At 34.1% G+C, this 19,276-nt stretch carries 16 protein-coding genes; 10 read left to right on the top strand and 6 right to left on the bottom strand.

The window, feature by feature from the left end; all coding sequences use genetic code 11:
• Window positions 1-6: 6 nt before the first annotated feature.
• From gldM to topA, 5 genes are all read right to left on the bottom strand, one after another.
• Window positions 7-1,548 carry a gliding motility protein GldM gene (gldM, locus tag QMG60_RS08505; protein ID WP_057117157.1) on the bottom strand — a complete coding sequence of 514 codons (1,542 nt, stop codon included), beginning with the start codon at window positions 1,546-1,548 and terminating at the stop codon, window positions 7-9.
• A gap of 51 nt (window positions 1,549-1,599) precedes the next feature.
• Entirely contained in the window at window positions 1,600-2,247 is a 648-nt protein-coding gene (gene gldL / locus QMG60_RS08500) for a gliding motility protein GldL (RefSeq protein ID WP_057117158.1), read from the bottom strand.
• 59 nt (window positions 2,248-2,306) lie between these two features.
• Window positions 2,307-3,707 carry a gliding motility lipoprotein GldK gene (gldK, locus tag QMG60_RS08495; RefSeq protein ID WP_134139488.1) on the bottom strand — a complete coding sequence of 467 codons (1,401 nt, stop codon included), beginning with the start codon at window positions 3,705-3,707 and terminating at the stop codon, window positions 2,307-2,309.
• A 263-nt stretch (window positions 3,708-3,970) separates the two neighbouring features.
• Window positions 3,971-5,122, bottom strand: a complete 1,152-nt coding sequence (locus QMG60_RS08490; protein WP_281867477.1) for a formimidoylglutamase — start codon at window positions 5,120-5,122, stop codon at window positions 3,971-3,973.
• A gap of 6 nt (window positions 5,123-5,128) precedes the next feature.
• Complete coding sequence (gene topA, locus QMG60_RS08485; protein WP_281867476.1) at window positions 5,129-7,645, bottom strand: type I DNA topoisomerase; 2,517 nt, start codon at window positions 7,643-7,645, stop codon at window positions 5,129-5,131.
• A 407-nt stretch (window positions 7,646-8,052) separates the two neighbouring features.
• On the opposite strand from topA, the gene miaB reads away from it, so the two are divergent.
• From miaB to QMG60_RS08435, 10 genes are all read left to right on the top strand, one after another.
• On the top strand, window positions 8,053-9,498 hold the full coding sequence (gene miaB, locus QMG60_RS08480; RefSeq protein WP_057117162.1) for a tRNA (N6-isopentenyl adenosine(37)-C2)-methylthiotransferase MiaB: 1,446 nt from the start codon (window positions 8,053-8,055) through the stop codon (window positions 9,496-9,498).
• Window positions 9,499-9,582: 84 nt separating this feature from the next.
• A complete protein-coding gene (locus tag QMG60_RS08475) occupies window positions 9,583-9,954 on the top strand; it encodes a GxxExxY protein (RefSeq protein WP_281867475.1) in 372 nt (123 codons plus the stop codon).
• 61 nt (window positions 9,955-10,015) lie between these two features.
• Entirely contained in the window at window positions 10,016-11,275 is a 1,260-nt protein-coding gene (locus QMG60_RS08470) for a sigma-54 dependent transcriptional regulator (RefSeq protein WP_057117163.1), read from the top strand.
• Between the two features lie 96 nt (window positions 11,276-11,371).
• Window positions 11,372-11,875: an LptE family protein gene (locus QMG60_RS08465; protein WP_281867474.1), complete on the top strand. Its 504-nt coding sequence runs from the start codon at window positions 11,372-11,374 to the stop codon at window positions 11,873-11,875.
• An 80-nt stretch (window positions 11,876-11,955) separates the two neighbouring features.
• Window positions 11,956-13,638: a tetratricopeptide repeat protein gene (locus tag QMG60_RS08460; protein ID WP_281867473.1), complete on the top strand. Its 1,683-nt coding sequence runs from the start codon at window positions 11,956-11,958 to the stop codon at window positions 13,636-13,638.
• A 3-nt stretch (window positions 13,639-13,641) separates the two neighbouring features.
• Window positions 13,642-13,983 (top strand): preprotein translocase subunit SecG, encoded by a 342-nt coding sequence (secG, locus tag QMG60_RS08455; protein WP_134139479.1) that lies wholly within the window; start codon window positions 13,642-13,644, stop codon window positions 13,981-13,983.
• A gap of 143 nt (window positions 13,984-14,126) precedes the next feature.
• Window positions 14,127-14,402: a co-chaperone GroES gene (locus QMG60_RS08450; RefSeq protein WP_012023920.1), complete on the top strand. Its 276-nt coding sequence runs from the start codon at window positions 14,127-14,129 to the stop codon at window positions 14,400-14,402.
• An 81-nt stretch (window positions 14,403-14,483) separates the two neighbouring features.
• Window positions 14,484-14,840 (top strand): four helix bundle protein, encoded by a 357-nt coding sequence (locus QMG60_RS08445; protein ID WP_281867470.1) that lies wholly within the window; start codon window positions 14,484-14,486, stop codon window positions 14,838-14,840.
• Window positions 14,841-14,968: 128 nt separating this feature from the next.
• The gene (gene groL / locus QMG60_RS08440; protein ID WP_057117167.1) at window positions 14,969-16,600 is read left to right on the top strand and encodes a chaperonin GroEL; all 1,632 of its coding nucleotides are present in this window, start codon (window positions 14,969-14,971) and stop codon (window positions 16,598-16,600) included.
• A gap of 299 nt (window positions 16,601-16,899) precedes the next feature.
• Window positions 16,900-18,099 (top strand): ectonucleotide pyrophosphatase/phosphodiesterase, encoded by a 1,200-nt coding sequence (locus QMG60_RS08435; RefSeq protein WP_281867469.1) that lies wholly within the window; start codon window positions 16,900-16,902, stop codon window positions 18,097-18,099.
• Window positions 18,100-18,352: 253 nt separating this feature from the next.
• On the opposite strand, the gene QMG60_RS08430 is transcribed toward QMG60_RS08435, so the two are convergent.
• Window positions 18,353-19,192 (bottom strand): oxidoreductase, encoded by an 840-nt coding sequence (locus tag QMG60_RS08430; protein ID WP_281867468.1) that lies wholly within the window; start codon window positions 19,190-19,192, stop codon window positions 18,353-18,355.
• Window positions 19,193-19,276: the final 84 nt, after the last annotated feature.

Raw genomic sequence — 19,276 nt, 5'->3', positions numbered from 1 at the left:
ACTTTATTATTGTATTTCGTAAATTACTGGAGCAGTTCTTGGCAATAAATAACTACCTGCACCTACCAGTTTAGTTTTAATTTCAGAAATAGTAACTTGGTCTCCTTTACCTGCTCTTGAAAGTACTTGTTTACATTGTGCATTCATTTTGTTTCCTGAAACAACAACTGTAGGTTGTCCAGCAATTTTCATATTGAATCCAACAACATCTAAACCAACCTCAAAATCAAAATCAAGAAGTTTAGCTCCAATAGTAGCAATCTCAAGGTTAGATTTAGGTCCTTTTACAACACCCATTTCTCCTCTAATTGTTCCTGTTGGACCAGGAATACCTTTAATTCTGAATGTTTTCTTGTCTGTTACTTTATCACCGTTTGGTAATGTACCAGTGACAGAAATTGTAGCTTCAGTACCTTGACCTGGGCTCATGTTATATTTTCCTGGTTTTCCAGCTGAAGATAATCCTGGAGCACTAGCAACGATTTTGTTAGCGTCAACACCAGCGAATGATACGGAGATTGGGTTAACAACTCCTCTATATACAACATTCATTTTATCTGCAGAAATTGTAGCAGAGTTTGGTCTTGGAACTACAACATATTTTCCAGAGAATTTTAATGGAATATTTTTTCCATCTTCTAAGAAAGTAAATTGCCCATTGATATCTTGTTCTCCAACTCCACCAGCAGTTAAAGAGATAACAGCTTGTCCGTTTACGATTTGTCCTGGACCTTGGAATGAAGTAGGTTTAGTGTTTTCGTCATAACGACCTAAAACAACTTTACCTGTAACTTTTTCACCTTGGAAATATGCATTTTTGTCTAAAACAACAATTGCTTGATAATTACTGTAAGAAGCAGCAGCAACTGCAGCTTTTCCTAATGCGCTGTTATAAACATCAGTTTCAACTTTTTTAACATCATTCTGCCAAGTTGAAAGTTTTGCAGCAGATGCGATTGCAGGAAAACCTTTGAAGTGATAAGCTAAATACTTTTCTTTAATTCCTTCTTTGTTTTTTACATCAGAAACATCAAATTTCTTTTCAACCTCAGCAATAATTGCTGCGTATTTTTTGTCTGTTCCTAAAGCACCTTTAATATCTGCTTTGTATTTTTCGATTTTAGAAATAATTTCGTTACCTTTTTTAGTGTAACCGTCTCCTGTAAACCAGTCGTCGATATTATCTCCTCTATCCATTGACTCATAAGGCATTTTTCCAGTTTCTTTATCAACTTCGAAACCTTTAACTGCCTGAGCTTTTAGAGTAGCTATATAATCATAAAAATCTTTTGTAATTGCTTCAACTTTATGAGCTGTAACTGCAGCAATAGCGAATTCTCCTTTTGCTTCAGCAGCTTTTTGATCTAAAGATGTTAATAAACCTGCATTTGTTTCTGTTGAACTTGTATTTGCACTTTCAAATTTTTCATTCATCAAACCAAAAGCAGAAATAACTTCTTTTGATACGTTCATTGCTAACATTGCGATGAAAACCAGATACATCAGGTTAATCATCTTCTGTCTAGGGGTTAATTTTCCTCCTGCCATTTTTTTCTAATTAGTTCTTTATTAATAAATTTAATATTAGTTAAAAACTAATTATCCTTTGTTACTCATTGCAGAAAGCATACCACCGTAAACACTGTTTAAAGAAGCAATGTTTGCAGTCATAGATTGCATTTGCTCTTTTAATTTAGAAGCGTTTTCAGCGATTTCTTTGTTAGCTTCAGCGTTTCTAGAAGCGCTTTCTAACTGTACTTTATATAGACTGTTTAATGATTCCATTTGAGCAGCAGCAACAGATAATTCTTCAGAATATTTCTTTTGACCTGCGATTGAATCTACAGTTGGAGCAATTCCTTTAGCAGCAGATTCGAAGTTTTTGATGCTGTTTCCTAAACTTGACATTAATTCACCGTCAATTTTAGCTTCTTTTAATAATGTGTCTAATTTTTGAGATAATAATCCTTGAGCTTCAGTTGGAGCTTCAACTTTAACCTCTTTTTTTCTAGCTTGTCCGTTAGCTAATTCAGGGTAAACAAGAGTCCAATCTAACTCGTCTTCAACAGGTTCGAAAGCAGAAAGTGCAAAGATTAACGCCTCAGTAACCAATCCTACTGAAAGCATAACTGTTCCTGTTAATGGTCCAATTTCAAAGTGAGTAATTTTGAATAAAGCTCCAACGATTACCACTGCCGCTCCCATACCATAAGCGAAATTCATTGCTTTTTTACTTAATAATGCCATAATACTTTTTTTTAGGTTTTAATTTAAATAGATTTGTTGGATATTGATAAAATTATAAATTACTTTCTTTTGTTAGAGCTTCCAGTTACTTGAGTTCCCATGTAATCTTGTACAGTTCTAAATCCGATATAACTTCTAGCTGAATCAGCATATTCGTGGTCACGAGTACTAACTTGTAAGAAGTAAGCAACATCTTTCCAAGAACCTCCACGAACCACTTTTCTTTGATTTTTACCATCAATTACGTTTGGATTCATTGTTGAAACATATTCGTAAGCATTTGGATTATAAGCTGAATCAGTCCATTCTGAAACGTTTCCTGCCATGTTATATAATCCGTAACCATTTACGTCGTATGATTTCGCTTCAACAGTATACAAAGCTTCATCAGCAGCATAATCTCCTCTGCTTGGCTTAAAGTTTGCTAAGAAACAACCTCTATCGCTTTTAGTATAAGGACCTCCCCAAGGATAAGTAGCAGATTCTAGACCACCTCTTGCAGCATACTCCCATTCTGCTTCAGTTGGTAATCTGAAAGCATTAACTAAGTCACGCCCTTTTTTCTTAGATTTGATATAACTATTTTTATTTAAAGTTCTCCAAGCACAAAATGCTTTTGCTTGTTTCCAAGTCACACCTACTACAGGATATTCTCCATAAGCTTTGTGCCAGAAATAATCATTATGCATTGGCTCATTATATGAGTAAGCAAAATCTTTAATCCAAACTGCAGTATCAGGATAAACATTTACCTGTTCTGTTTTTACGAAATCACTTCTTTTTCCAACTTTAGCTTTTGCAGCAGCTTGAATATCCATCCAAGAATAACGGAATTTCAATTTATTTACATCAATTGTTCTTAAACCATTGTATGATTCTTCAATTGGTAAATACATAGAGTCCATTACTTCAGCATAATACTCATCTGGATACGCTTTTGTATCTTTAATTAGTTTAACTTTTCTGTTTAATTTTCTTCCAGCATATGGATCATCTTTTGTACCAACACTATAATAGTTATCGTACATATATTTATCATAAGCTGTCATTTTTTCTGGATCAGAATCGTTGAAAGCATAGTCAGAAATACTTCCGCCTTTTTTTCCTTTTCCGTCAGTAGCTTTCTGTCCTGTCTCATCAGCCAAGATTGCTAAACGAACTCTCATTGTAGAATCTTTTACCCACTCTACGAATTGACGGTACTCACTATTTGTAATCTCAGTTTCATCCATATAAAATGAACGAACAGTTACAGTTTTAGTTGGAGCATCTTCTACGTTAGCTAAATCAGCATCTGATTTACCCATTATAAAAGATCCACCCGGAACTAATGTCATTCCATAAGGCTTCTCGGGATGCCATTTCCCTCCTGTAACACCAACTAATTCACCTTTGTCACCTGACTTACCACAGCCGATTACTAGTGTTAACATTGCTGCAAATGCAATAAACTTCTTCATATAAATTTGGGATTATCTATTCATTATTAAAAGTCCGTAAACGTATTTATTATTTATCTAAAAAACAATACTACTTGCGAAATTTATTTTACCGTTCAAAAATAATGTTAAATAAAATAAAAAAAAAATATTTTATCGATAAACTGTGTCAAAAAATCGATGTAAAACGTTAATTTTTATGGTATATAACAATTTTCTTACTAATTTATTTTAACTTTTTTTAATTAATTTTTAAAATTTAAGATTTCGCTTAAATTTTCTCGTTATAAAGCGTTTTTTCGTTGTGCTTTCCACCATCTTTCTGGCAATTCTTGATTGCAAGCTGACAAATATTCGTCATAAGAACAGGGTAATAACGTATTTCTTTTTAATTTATTGCTGCCATTTGATTCAAAAGGAATTTCTATCCACCAGCGATCTGTTTTATCACTTTTATAGAAAATCAATTCTTCATCTTCAAGAGGCACGATATATTTTAAATAGTTAGCTCGGCTTCCAAATGGATATTCTTTTGAGCGATAATGATAACCTTCAATAAAATACCATACAATTTGTGAAATTATTACCGATTCTGCCATTGTACTATTGTGATTAAAGATTCCAAAAGAGGATACTTTATCACTAATTCCAGCGTATCTTGCCAATGAACAGATTTCTTTACCGTTGAATCCGTTAGGCTCAAAAGTAACAGTATTCCCTGAAGCAGAAGACTTTACAGAGTTCAAATCAATACTAACTAAATCTGCATCTCTAAAAACCGGTTCTGCTAAGGTTATTTTATTTGAAATTTCTCCCAGACGATATGCATCAAAAAACAACTTTTCAATCAAATCAATCTCTTCTTGAGAATTATAATACGTCTGATATCCTATATTACAATAATTAAAAAGATTATTTGGCTCATCAATAATAATTTTAGTGAGGTACGAATTAGCTGATACTGACTCATTTTCCTTTCCGAAATCAAACTTATTATCAACAGCAACCAAGTTAACCATTTGCTCTAGATCGTCATAAGCACGATACAAAGCATATGTTAAATCTTGAGAACCTCCCAGGACTATAGGAATGACTTTATTCTTAATTAATGCAGCTGTAACTTTCTTCACTGCAAAGTAAGTATCCTCTATTGAGTCTCCAGCAAGTATATCTCCTAAATCGGCAATCGATGCATCCCAGTTGCCTGGAAACATTCCATATAGCTTTTTACGTACCGCCGAAAGATTAACTTCATTAACCATATTAATGTTGGTACGATCTTCTAAAACACCAACTATGGCTATATTAATTTTTTCAATATCAGGAAACTGATCTTGGGTGTGAAAGACAACTTTACTCCCAAGCTCTTGTGAAGACAGTGCGCTGACGAATTTTACAATCGCATCATTAACTGGTTCTAGAAAATCAAATTCCATCTATACTTATTTCTTTTTAGCAGCTGTTTTTTTAGCTGGTGCTTTTTTAGCAGTTGTTGTTTTTTTAGCTGCCGTTTTCTTTGCAGGTGTTTTAGCAGCAATCATTTCTTGAACTTGAGCTAATGTCAATTGCGATGCATCAACATCTTTACTCAACTCAATTTTGATTTTTCCTTTTAGAATTACAGAACGTCCCCAACGGGCTTTTTCTACTACAATTCCTTCATCTTCCCAATTATGAATAACTTTATCGATGTTTTTCTGAAGTTTTTCTTCAATAAGTTCTTCAACATCTGATTGTGATAAATTATCAAAATTGTATTTCTTATTCACATTAATAAAAAGACCATTCCATTTGATGAATGGACCAAAACGCCCCACTCCTTTTTGAACTGCTTCTCCTTTATAAACTGCAATCGGCGCATCTGCAAGTGCTTTTTCGTCGATTAACTCTTTTGCTCTTTCTTTAGAAACACTTAACGGATCTTCTCCTCTTGGCAACGAAATAAAAACGCTTCCGTGACGAACGTAAGGTCCATAACGACCGTTGCTTACTTCTACTTCTTCTCCTTTATATTCACCTAAACTCTTTGGAAGCAAAAATAAATTTAGAGCTTCTTCGAGTGTAATGTTTCCAATATTTTGATCTGCCATTAAGCTGGCAAACTTTTTATCCTCATCATCCGCTTCTCCAATTTGAGCCATTGGTCCAAATTTTCCTAAACGAACAGATACTTGTCTTCCATCTGCATCTTTTCCTAAAATTCTCTCGCCGCTTTCACGTTCAGCATTTGCTTCAACTTCTTTCACATTTGGATGAAATTGGTTGTAGAACTCCTGCATCATTTTAGCCCAGTCAATATTTCCTTCAGCAATTTCGTCAAAATCCTGTTCTACTTTTGCCGTGAAATTATAATCTAGAATGTTTCCGAAATTTTTCACTAAGAAATCAGTAACAATAGTTCCGATATCAGTTGGAACTAATTTTCCTTTATCTGAACCTGTGTTTTCTTTCAGTAGTTTTTCTCCTACTTTACTATTTTGTAATGTAAGTTGTGTATAATTACGCTCCTGACCTTCAAGTGTTCCTTTTTCAACATAATTTCTATTGATAATTGTTGAAATTGTAGGCGCATAAGTAGAAGGACGGCCAATTCCAAGTTCCTCAAGTTTTTTTACCAAAGAAGCCTCAGTGTAACGTGCCGGCGGTCTTGAATATCGTTCTGTAGCTGTAATATAATTATTTACTAACTTTTCGTTTACTTTTAATGCAGGAAGCATTCCTTCTTGTTCTTCTTCGTCATCATCATGACCTTCAAGGTATACTTTTAAGAAACCTTCAAAAAGCAAAACTTCTCCAGAAGCTGTAAAAATTTCGCTGTGATTATCAGCTTCAATTTTCACATTTGTTCTTTCCAACTGTGCATCGCTCATCTGAGAAGCCAAAGTTCTTTTCCAGATCAAATCGTATAAACGAGCCTGATCACGATCGATATTTACCGTGTGACGAGACATATCAGTTGGACGAATTGCTTCGTGGGCTTCTTGAGCTCCTTTGTTTTTATTAGCAAAAACACGAGGTTTTGAATATTCTTTTCCGTACGATTTTATGATTTCAGCTTCTGCGGCATCCATTGCTTCTTTAGAAAGATTTACCGAGTCCGTTCTCATATAAGTAATAAGTCCGGCTTCGTATAGGCGCTGTGCTAACTGCATTGTGATTCCAACTGGCAAATACAATTTTCTTGCTGCCTCTTGTTGAAGCGTAGAAGTTGTAAAAGGAGATGTTGGAGATTTTTTGGTAGGTTTAGTTTCTAAATCGGCTACCTTATATTTAGAACCGATGTTTTGATTTAAGAAATCTTCGGCTTCTTTTTTTGTATTGAAGTTTTTTGGCAGTTTTGCCTTGAAAACTTTTCCTGCTTCATTTACAAACTCTGCAACTATAGAATAAGATGCAACTGCAGTAAAGTTTTGAATTTCGCGTTCTCTTTCTACAATCAAACGAACAGAAACAGATTGTACACGACCAGCAGAAAGTCCGCCTTTAATTTTTCTCCACAAAACCGGAGATAATTCATAACCTACTAAACGGTCTAATACTCTTCTCGCCTGCTGCGCATTTACTAAGTTATAATCAATTTCTCTTGGATTATCGATTGCTTTTAGAATCGCAGATTTTGTAATCTCGTGAAATACAATTCTTTTGGTTTTTTTAGTATCTAATTTCAGTTCTTCCGCCAAGTGCCAAGAAATAGCCTCTCCCTCGCGGTCCTCATCGCTTGCTAACCAAACCATTTCGGCATTTTTAGATAGTGTCTTAAGTTTACTTACCAAAGCTTTTTTATCGGGAGAAACTTCATATTTAGGTTTAAAACCATTCTCTACATCTACTCCTATTTCTTTGGATGGTAAGTCTGCTATGTGACCATAACTTGACTCCACCTGAAAATCGCTCCCAAGAAATTTCTCGATCGTTTTCGCCTTTGCAGGTGACTCCACTATTACTAAATTCTTTGCCATTGCTCTATTTTTCTGCAACAAAAGTATCTATTTTTTTTAAATATTAACCTTGCTAATGAATTTTTGAAGTATTTTGATATTATGAAACTTAAAATTGCAGATTTATCTGTAATAATCTCGATAATATATATAGGTATAACTTTTAATCGATTATGACCTATTAAATGTGCTTTTAAATTTTAGTTCCGAAGCCTCGGGATAGATTTTAGATTTTAGATTTTAGATTTTAGATTTTAGATTTTAGATTTTAGATTTTAGATTTTAGATTTTAGATTTTAGATTTTACGTAAAAAAAGCTAAAGCTTTTTTTTTATTCTTTCAATCTGCAATCTAAAATCTAAAATTTCTCCTCTGCCATCTTGTCATATGATCGTATTTACGCTATCTTTGCACTTTGAAATTTTACAATGGAAAAGATTATTGAAGAAAGCAAGCAGGGCGAAAGTCTTGTTTTAGAAAATAAACCTGAGAATACTAAAAAACTTTTTATAGAAAGTTACGGCTGTGCAATGAATTTTTCGGACAGTGAAGTCGTAGCTTCCATTTTGTCTGACGGAGGATATAACACAACTTCTGTTCTAGAAGAAGCCGATTTGGTTTTGGTTAACACCTGTTCTATTCGAGATAAGGCTGAACAGACTATTCGCAAGCGTTTAGAGAAATATAATGCCGTAAAACGCACGAATCCGAAAATGAAAGTGGGTGTTTTAGGCTGTATGGCCGAGCGTTTAAAAAGTCAGTTTCTGGAAGAAGAAAAAATAGTTGATCTTGTTGTTGGCCCTGATGCTTATAAAGATCTTCCAAATTTATTGGCTGAAGTTGAAGAAGGACGTGACGCCATTAATGTAATTTTATCAAAAGAAGAAACTTACGGAGATATTTCGCCTGTTCGTTTAATGAGTAACGGAATCACAGCTTTGGTTTCGATCACCCGCGGATGCGATAATATGTGTACCTTCTGCGTTGTACCTTTTACGCGCGGTCGTGAGCGCAGCCGTGAGCCGCAGAGTATTATGGCTGAAATTCAGGATTTATGGAATAAAGGTTTTAAAGAAATTACGCTTTTAGGCCAAAATGTGGACAGTTATCTTTGGTACGGAGGAGGTTTGAAAAAAGATTTCGTGAATGCATCTGAAATGCAGAAAGCTACTGCAGTCGATTTTGACCAATTATTAGAAATGGTTGCGGTTGGTTTTCCTAAAATGCGTATTAGATTTTCGACTTCTAATCCGCAGGATATGCACGAAAGTATTTTGCACGTTATTGCGAAATATCCAAACATCTGTAAACATATTCACTTACCAGTTCAGTCTGGAAGTAACAGAATTCTGAAAGAAATGAATCGTCTGCATACACGTGAAGAATACATGGCTTTGATTGACAAAATTAGAGCGATTGTTCCAGATGCATCAATTTCGCAGGATATGATTGCCGGTTTCCCAACGGAAACAGAAGAGGATCACCAAGATACCATGAGTTTAATGGAATATGTAAAATATAATTTCGGTTATATGTATTCGTATTCTGAACGCCCAGGAACTTTGGCTGGAAGAAAAATGAAAGATGATGTTGAAGAAGAAACAAAAGCCAGAAGATTACAAGAAATTGTTGATTTACAACAAAAACACGCTTGGTTTAGAAGTGAGGAATTTGTGGGCAAAACAGTTGAAGTTTTAGTAGAAAAAGTTTCTAAAAAATCTAAAGATGAATTCTCTGGAAGAAATTCTCAAAGCATAACAGTGGTTTTCCCAAAAGAGAATTATAAAATTGGAGATTTCGTAAACGTAAAAATCACAAGCTGTACTTCAGGAACTTTAAAAGGCGAAGCGGTTGGTTTGAGTGAAATGAATTAAAGTTGTTGCCACGAATTTCACTAATTTACACGAATTTTCTTTCAAATAATTTATAATCAATAAATTGCTGGAAAAAGTAAATTTATGGAATTATATAGAAAAGAAGAGTATTTTAAAATTGTAGGCATTTGCATGGAGATTCATAGGATCCTTGTTGGGGGACTTCTTGAAATAGTTTATAAAGATGCATTGGAATATGAATTTAGAAAGAACAATATTCCTTTTCAACGTGAAAAAGAATATGATATTCATTATAAAGACATTGTTTTAGCACATAAATTTTATGCTGATTTTGTAGTGTATGATGAAATTATTTTAGAAGTAAAAGCTTCTAAAGATATCATTGATGAACATACTGCTCAAACAATAAATTATTTAAAGCTGGCAGATAGTGATTTAGGAATTATTGTTAACTTTAATAAAAAGTCTTTACAACACAAAAGAGTTATTCATTAACCCAATTTCAAAATTCGTGTGAATTAGTGAAATTCGTGGCAAAGAGAAACAAAAAAAATAAATGGAAACAGTTCAAGCAATAAAACAACGATTTGAGATTATTGGTAATGATCCAAAATTAAATCGCGCCATCGAAAAAGCCATTCAGGTTGCTCCTACTGATATTTCGGTAATGGTGACTGGGGAAAGTGGTGTTGGTAAAGAAAATATTCCAAGAATTATTCATTCGCTTTCACATAGAAAGCATGGAAAATATATTGCGGTAAACTGTGGAGCTATTCCAGAAGGAACAATTGACAGTGAACTTTTCGGACACGAAAAAGGAGCTTTTACAGGCGCTACAAGTACGCGCGAAGGTTATTTTGAAGTAGCCGACGGCGGAACTATATTTCTAGATGAAGTTGGCGAATTACCATTGACAACACAGGTAAGACTGCTGCGTGTTTTAGAAAATGGTGAATTCATAAAAGTGGGTTCATCTCAGGTTCAAAAAACAAATGTTCGTATTGTTGCAGCAACAAATGTGAATTTATTCAATGCTATTGAAAAGGGTAAATTCCGTGAAGATTTATACTATCGTTTGAGTACTGTCGAAATTACTTTACCTCCTTTGCGTGAAAGAAACGACGATATTCATTTGTTATTCAGAAAATTTGTGGCCGATTTTGCTCACAAATACAAAATGCCGCCTTTAAAATTAGACGATGATGCTGTTCAGTTATTACAAAAATTCAGATGGAGCGGTAACATTCGTCAGCTTCGAAATGTCGCTGAACAGATTTCTGTTTTAGAAACCAATCGTGACATTACACTGGCAACTTTAAAATCGTATCTGCCTGCAGAAGGAAGCAATTTACCTTCTGTTATTAATGACAGTAAAAAAGAAAGCGACTTTAGTACCGAGCGAGACATTTTATACAAAGTCCTTTTTGACATGAAAAGCGATTTAAATGATTTGAAAAAACTGACTTTGGAATTAATGAAAAATGGTACTTCTAAAGTACAGGATATTAATCCGAATTTAATTCAGAAAATATACGGGAACCAGCAAAACGACAGCGAAATTGATTTTGAAGAAGAACCAAGAACAGCTGTTATGACTGCTCCTGCAGTTAGAGAAGAAAATTACCAAATTCCTGATGATAACTATTTATTTGCCGAGACAATTGAAGAAGAAGAGATTCTGCGTTTGGAACAAAAAGAAATCGAAATGATCAAAAAATCATTAGAAAAAAACAAAGGAAAACGTAAAGCAGCGGCAGATGAATTAGGAATTTCTGAAAGAACATTATACCGCAAAATCAAACAATTTGATCTTTAATTTCTGCAAAGAAGTTAAGACTTGAAATTGTTTAAACGAAATGAATATCTTTGACCGAGCGTCAGCTGAATGGCGAAGAAATACTTATAGAATAAAATGAAACACTTAAAATATCTTTTACTATTATTAGTTGCTACAACTTTTAGCGGTTGTTCTGTTTACAATTTTACTGGAACGGGAAAAATTGATGCAAAAACCTTTCAGGTGAATTTCTTTCAAAATAATGCAGACTTGGTTGAACCTGGAATCGACAGGACTTTCACATTGGCCCTACAGGATTTGATTATGAATCAGACCAACTTAAACTTAGTAAGTAATGGCGGAGATTTGAAGTACGAAGGAGAAATTACAGATTACCGAATAACTCCTATGACAGCAACTGCAGATCAGCAGGCAGCACAAAACCGTCTATCTATACGTATTAATGTAAGATTCTCTAATAAGAAGAAAGAAACAGATGATTTTGAAAAATCTTTTGAATTCTATTATGATTTCCCAGGAAGAGATCTTCCAACTGGATCTGTTTTAAATGAAGCAATCAGAGTTATTTTTGAAAGAATTACGCAGGATATCTTTAATGAGTCATTAGCTAAATGGTAATTCTTTATTTGTTGAAATCATTTAATTGATTTTAAAACCAATAAACAGTTAAACTAAAAAAACGATTAAACAAACAAAAAATGAACGTTACTGATTATACCTACTTAATGAACAAACCGGAAGCTATTACAGAAAAGCAGGCGGACGCATTAGGAAGTGTTTTGAATGAATTTCCGTATTTTCAAAGTGCCCGTGCATTGCGATTAAAAGGACTTTACAATCAAAACAGCTTTAAGTATAATTATGCATTAAAGGTTACGGCCGCTCATACTTCCGATCGTTCTGTTTTGTTTGATTTTATTACTTCTGAAGCTTTTACTTCTATTCAAAATGATTTCTACGAACAAAAACTTAGAGACCTTCTTGAAATTACTGTTTTTGACAGTGAGATAATTTCGCCAGAGCAAATTCAGAAAGCACTTGAGGTAAAAACAGACACTCTTGAACAATCTATTTTGAATTCTATTAAAGAATCAGAAACACCTTCAATAGATCAATTTGTAAAAGTTGAAGAACCTTTAAAAATAGAGGAACCAATAAAATCTGAAGAAACCAAAAATATTCCAGAAATAGATCCGTCAATTTTTACGGCAATCAAAGAAGCTCAAACAGTAACTTTTGAAAAGCCAATAGAAATTGAAACACCAAAAGCTCTTCCAGAAATAGATCCTTCTATTTTTAGTGCGATCAAAGAGTCGCAGTCAATTACTTATGAAAAACCAGTAATTGAAGAAGAAAATAAGATTGATACAATTGAAGATTCAACTTTAGATATTACAGAAGAAACTAAAACTCCGACTATAACAGAACCAACAAATATTGAAGTTCCTAAATTTGATCGTGTTGAAGATTCTATTTTAAGTTCAATAAGAGGAGCTGAAACTGCTTCTACACCTGAATCTGTAAAAGTTGAAGAGCCTAAAATTGATCCCGCAATTGAGCGTTCGATTTTAAATTCAATTAAAGAAGCTGAAGCTGCAACTTCTCAAGAACCGAAAACTGAAGAAGCAAAAATTGATATTATTGAAGAGCCAGTTTTAAATTCAGCTGAAGAAGAGGAAGATGATAGTGTCATCGAAGAAATGATAATTCCTGAATTTAAAATTAATCCCGTTGAACGATCAATTCTTTCTTCAATTAAGGAAGCTGAAACTGTAATTCCTGATGAAACTAAAGAAGAAATTCTGAAAGAAACTAAAGAGGAAATCACAGAACAAGTTCAAGAAGAAATTCCAGCAGCGACTGAAGAAGAAGTTCAAGAAGAGAGAACCGAAGCTGTAATAAATGCAGAAGAACATTTAGAAATTGGAAAACCTTTAGATTTTTCGCTTAACGAAAAACACTCTTTTCAAGAATGGCTTCAACTATCTAGAACAGAACCAATTGATCGTTCAGACGAAGTTTCGGCAGATGAAGAAATTAAAAACACAACTGTTGAAACCAAAAAAGAAGAGCCGTCAATTAATGAAGAGAGACTAAAAAAAGCTGAAATTATCGATAAATTTATCGAAACCAATCCGAAAATCTCTCCAATTAAACCTGGAAACAGCGCGCCGGTGGTACAAATTGAAAGCAATACCGAGGATAATTCGTATTTGATGACTGAGACTCTGGCTAGGGTTTATCTGGAACAAAAGAAATATACAAAAGCAATTCAAGCTTATGAAATATTAATTTTGAAATATCCAGAAAAAATTACTTTCTTTGCAGACCGCATATCGGATATAAAGATTTTACAACAAAATAACAATAACAATAATTAAGTAATGAGCACATTTTCAATTTTTTTAGTTTTAATCACAATAGTTTGTTTTCTATTGATCGTAGTTATTATGGTACAAAACCCTAAAGGAGGCGGATTGTCTTCTACTATCAGCGGAACGCAGATGTTAGGAGGAGTACAAAAAACAACTGACTTTTTAGATAAAAGTACTTGGACTTTAGCGACCGTTCTAATTGTGTTAATTTTACTTTCTAGCTTAAGTTTCTCTGGATCTTTAAGCGATACTGATTCTAAAATCATTGATAAAACTGAAGCTCCTGTAAATACACCAGCTGCACCAGCGCAAGGAACTACTCCTGCTCCAGCAGCACCAGCAGCTAAATAATTTCAGCTCGATATAAAATCTAATGCCAGCCTGTCAAAGCTGGCATTTTTTTTAAGAAATAATGTCAGTTTTAGCACCATGGCACAATTTCTGAAAGTTTATTGAACATTAAAAAATGTATAACTAATAATAATATAAAAATCATGGCTTTAAACATTAAACCGCTTTCAGACCGCGTACTTATTGAGCCTGTTGCAGCCGAAACGAAAACTGCCTCAGGTATTTTTATTCCAGATACTGCCAAAGAGAAACCACAAAAAGGAACTGTGGTTGCAGTAGGAAACGGATCTAAAGATCATACAATGACCGTAAAAGTTGGTGATACTGTTCTTTATGGCAAATATGCCGGAACTGAATTAAAATTAGAAGGCACTGATTATCTAATCATGCGCGAGGATGATATTCTGGCGATAATTTAATTGCTGTAAGCTTTAAGCCGTAAGCTATAGGCTTCACCAAAAGCTTAAAGCCTATTGCATAAAGCATAAAGCCAAAAAAGAATGAGAGATTTTAAGAAATATGATATTTGGCAGCTAAGTCATTCTTTAACTTTAGAAATCTATAAAATTACTTCTCTTTTTCCAAAAGAAGAATTATACGGATTAACAAGTCAGATCAGAAGGGCTTCTTCATCAATTCCAACTAATATTAGTGAAGGATGCGGAAGAAATAGCGACAAAGAATTCAATCAATTTCTCAACATCGCTTTAGGCTCTGCCAATGAAACAGAATATCTTGTGATTTTAGCTAAAGATTTGCAATATCTTAATAATGAAATTGCTCAAGATCAAATAGAAAAAATCAATAGCATTAAAAGCAAAATTTACAAATTAAAACAAGTATTAGTAAAGCAATAGGCTGTAAGCTATAAATCCCAATAAAAACTTAAAGCCTACTGCATAAATCTAAAAGCAGTAAAAAAAAATTAACCAAGCAGTAGAAAGGCGTAAAGCCTAAAGCCTACTGCCTAAAGCAAATAAAAAAAATGGCAAAAGATATAAAATTTGATATTGAAGCACGTGACGGATTAAAACGTGGTGTTGATGCATTAGCAAATGCTGTAAAAGTAACGCTTGGACCTAAAGGTCGTAATGTAATTATCGGAAAATCATTTGGTGGACCAACAGTTACTAAAGATGGTGTTTCGGTTGCAAAAGAAATCGAATTAAAAGACCCATTAGAAAACATGGGCGCTCAAATGGTTAAAGAAGTGGCTTCTAAAACCAATGATTTAGCAGGAGACGGAACTACAACTGCTACAGTTTTAGCTCAGGCTATCGTAAAAGAAGGTCTTAAAAACGTTGCTGCAGGTGCAAATCCAATGGATTTAAAACGTGGTATCGACAAAGCTGTTGAAACTATTGTTGCCGACTTAGCAAAACAAGCTAAAGTTGTTGGAAGCGATTCTGATAAAATCAAACAAATTGCTTCTATCTCTGCGAATAATGACGAAGTTATTGGTGAGTTAATCGCTACTGCTTTTGCAAAAGTTGGAAAAGAAGGTGTAATTACTGTTGAAGAAGCTAAAGGAACTGATACTTTCGTTGACGTTGTTGAAGGAATGCAGTTTGACAGAGGATACCTTTCTCCTTACTTCGTAACAAACCCAGAGAAAATGGAAGTTGAATTAGACTCTCCATACATCTTATTATACGACAAAAAAGTATCTTCTTTAAAAGAATTACTTCCAGTTTTAGAGCCAGTTGCTCAATCAGGAAAACCATTATTAATTATTGCTGAAGATGTTGACGGAGAAGCTCTTTCTACATTAGTGGTAAACAAATTAAGAGGTGCTCTTAAAATTGCTGCTGTAAAAGCGCCAGGTTTCGGAGACAGAAGAAAAGCAATGTTAGAAGACATCGCAATCTTAACTGGTGGAACTGTAATTTCTGAAGAAAGAGGTTATACTCTTGAAAATACAACTATCGAAATGTTAGGAAACGCAAAAAGAGTTTCTATCGATAAAGACAATACTACTATCGTAAGCGGTGCTGGTGAAGCTGATATCATCAAAAACAGAGTAAACCAAATTAAAGGTCAGATGGAAACTACAACATCTGATTATGATAAAGAAAAATTGCAAGAGCGTTTGGCTAAATTAGCTGGTGGTGTTGCTGTTCTTTACGTTGGTGCTGCTTCTGAAGTAGAAATGAAAGAGAAAAAAGACAGAGTTGATGATGCTTTACACGCAACTCGTGCTGCCGTAGAAGAAGGAATTGTTGCTGGTGGAGGTGTTGCTTTATTAAGAGCAAAACTTGCTTTAGCTGACTTAAAAGCTGATAACGCTGATGAGGCTACAGGAATCCAAATTGTTTCTCGTGCTGTTGAAGCTCCATTAAGAACTATCGTTGAAAACGCTGGTCTTGAAGGTTCTGTTGTTGTGGCTAAAGTTTCTGAAGGTTCAGGCGACTTTGGATACAATGCAAAAACTGACGAATATGTAGATATGCTTACTGCTGGAATTATCGATCCTAAAAAAGTAACTCGTGTAGCTCTTGAAAACGCTGCATCTGTTTCTGGAATGATCCTTACTACAGAATGTGCATTAATTGATATTAAAGAAGAAAATGCCGGAGGCGGAATGCCAATGGGAGGCGGAATGCCAGGAATGATGTAATCATTCTTTTCTTAAAACTTAAAACGCCAGATTAATATCTGGCGTTTTTTTGTTTTTATTTGCCACGAATTTCACGAATTTTCACGAATAATTTTTTCTAAATCTTGCCATTTTTTTTAGCCATAGATTAAGGATTAAAAAAGATTATAATCTGTGAAAATCATTTTAATCTGTGGCAACTTTCTTCTAAACAAAGCATTTTTGAAAATTCGTGGCAAACATTTCCGTTAGTTTAACATTCTCTTTTTCTTTAAAAAATCTGTTATTTCTACCTTTGCAGTTCTATTTAAAATTGCAAAATGAGAAAATTTACAACTCACCTTTTATCTTTCACATTCTTATTTCTTACTACTCTTTCACATTCCCAAACCAATAAAGATGCTTATGTTGTTTTAGTTTCTATGGATGGTTTTCGCTGGGATTATGGTAAGCAATTCAATCTTCCGAATCTTAAACAAATTTCAAAAGAAGGCGTTCATGCAAAATCTATGAAACCTTCTTATCCAACAAAAACTTTCCCTAATCATTATACTATAGTGACAGGACTTTATCCAGATCATCACGGAATTATTAATAATGTTTTTTATGATGCCTCTTTAAACGAATCATTTTCTTTATCAAGCAATGCAAAAAATGATTCCCGATTTTATGGCGGCAATCCGATTTGGAATTTGGCTGAACAGCAAGGCGTAAAAACGGCTTCTTTTTTCTGGCCGGGCTCTGATATAGATAATAGAAATCCGAGTTATTTTAAAAATTACAATGGTAAAATTCCGTATGGAGCTAGAATTGATACGGTTATGAAATGGCTGCAACTACCAGAAAACCAAAGTCCTCATCTTGTAACTTTGTATTTTGACGAGCCTGACCACAGCGGACATAATTTTGGCCCAAATTCGCCTGAAACAAAAAAAGCAGTTACAAAAATGGATTCTATTATGGGAGAATTATCGCGAAAATTGGATCAACTGCCAATTGGAAAACAAATCAATTTAATTATTGTTTCAGACCACGGAATGGCCAATATCAGCAATGATAAAAAAGTGGCTGTTTTAGATTATTTAAAACCAGAATGGCTTGGCTACAAAGATGTTATTAACCCAATTATGAGTTTGCAGGCAAAAGCTGGATTTCAGGATTCGATTTATAATGCTTTAAAGAAAGTTCCACATATTAAATTCTGGAAATCAACCGAAGTTCCAAAGAGACTTCATTACGGCACTAATGCGCGTGTACATGATTTCGTTATTGAAGCCGAAAAAGGATATAGCTTAGTCAGTAAAGAAAGTACGCATATAAAAGGCGGAACGCATGGTTATGATAACAATGAAAAAGATATGCATGCTATTTTTTATGCAAAAGGTCCTGCTTTTAAAAGAGATAAAACAGTCAAAACTTTCCCGAATGTTTCTGTTTACCCGCTAATTGCCCATATTCTAGGTTTACAAATTGGAGAGATTGATGGAAAATTGAGTGATGTAAAATCAATGCTTCGTTAATTAGATAATGTGGCAATTAGAAAATTTGATAATTAGAAAATGAATTAAATATCACCCTGAGCGAAGTCGAAAGGCATTCCAATTGGCACGCGGACTTCTCCCGAGGATTCGGAACGCTCAGCCTGACAGTTTATAAACACAACAAACCCGACAGGTTTTAAAAACCTGTCGGGTTTGTTATATTCAGAGAAGACTCACGTAAGCGTCAACAGTAAAATCATTTTCTAATTATCCAAATTGACAAATCATCTAATTAAAAATTAGTCCCAACTGAAACCTCTTTCCATTTACCCAATTCATCTTGGACACTTGCAATTTTCTGATTTGCCATATTAAAAGCATCTTCTCCTAAAAATAAATGCAACGGCGGATTTTCATCTTGGCTCACTTTAATTAATGCATCGGCTAATTTTTCTGGATCTCCTGGCTGATTTTCGTTGATGCTCTCTTTGTGAGCATTTTCAGATTGTCTAACTTCTTTGTAAGCCGCAATCGGATTTTCTGGCAATAACAGAGAACTATCTTTTAAGAAATCTGTTCTAAAATAACCTGGATAAACAATTGTTGCATGAACTCCGAACTCTTTTACCTCAGCAGATAACGATTCTGTTAAACCTGCAACGGCAAATTTTGTAGAACAGTAAATTCCCCAGCCTGGAAAATTCCCAACATAACCTCCAACAGAAGAAATATTAAAAATATGTCCTGATTTGTTAGCACGAAGAATCGGCATTGTATTTCTAATTACATTCAATAATCCGAAAACATTTACCTCGAAATTTTTTCTAGATTCCGCATCTGTTAATTCTTCCAAAGCACCTAATAAACCATAACCCGCATTATTCACTAAAACATCGATTGTTTTAAAATGACTTATAGTTTTTTCAATAGCATTTTTAACGCTTTTTTCATCAACCAAATCCATTTCTAAAGGAAGAAAGTTTTCAGATGTATTTCCTAATACTTTCATCAAAGCCTCTTCACTTCTAGAAGTTGCAGCAACTTTAAAACCTTCTTCTAATAATTTTTTAGCTAATTCTAATCCAAGTCCTTTTGAAGCACCTGTGATAAACCAAACTTTGTTATTTTCCATGATTTTAATTTTTTACGTTTTAATTACAGGACAAAGTTATGAGCGAAGTGCTTCTCAAACATTAAAAGAATCAAACCAGAAATT

This window comes from Flavobacterium sp. GSB-24, assembly GCF_027924665.1.
Classification (GTDB): domain Bacteria; phylum Bacteroidota; class Bacteroidia; order Flavobacteriales; family Flavobacteriaceae; genus Flavobacterium.
Note: the sequence above shows the minus strand (reverse complement) of the source record. Positions and strands in the feature narration are given on the sequence as shown.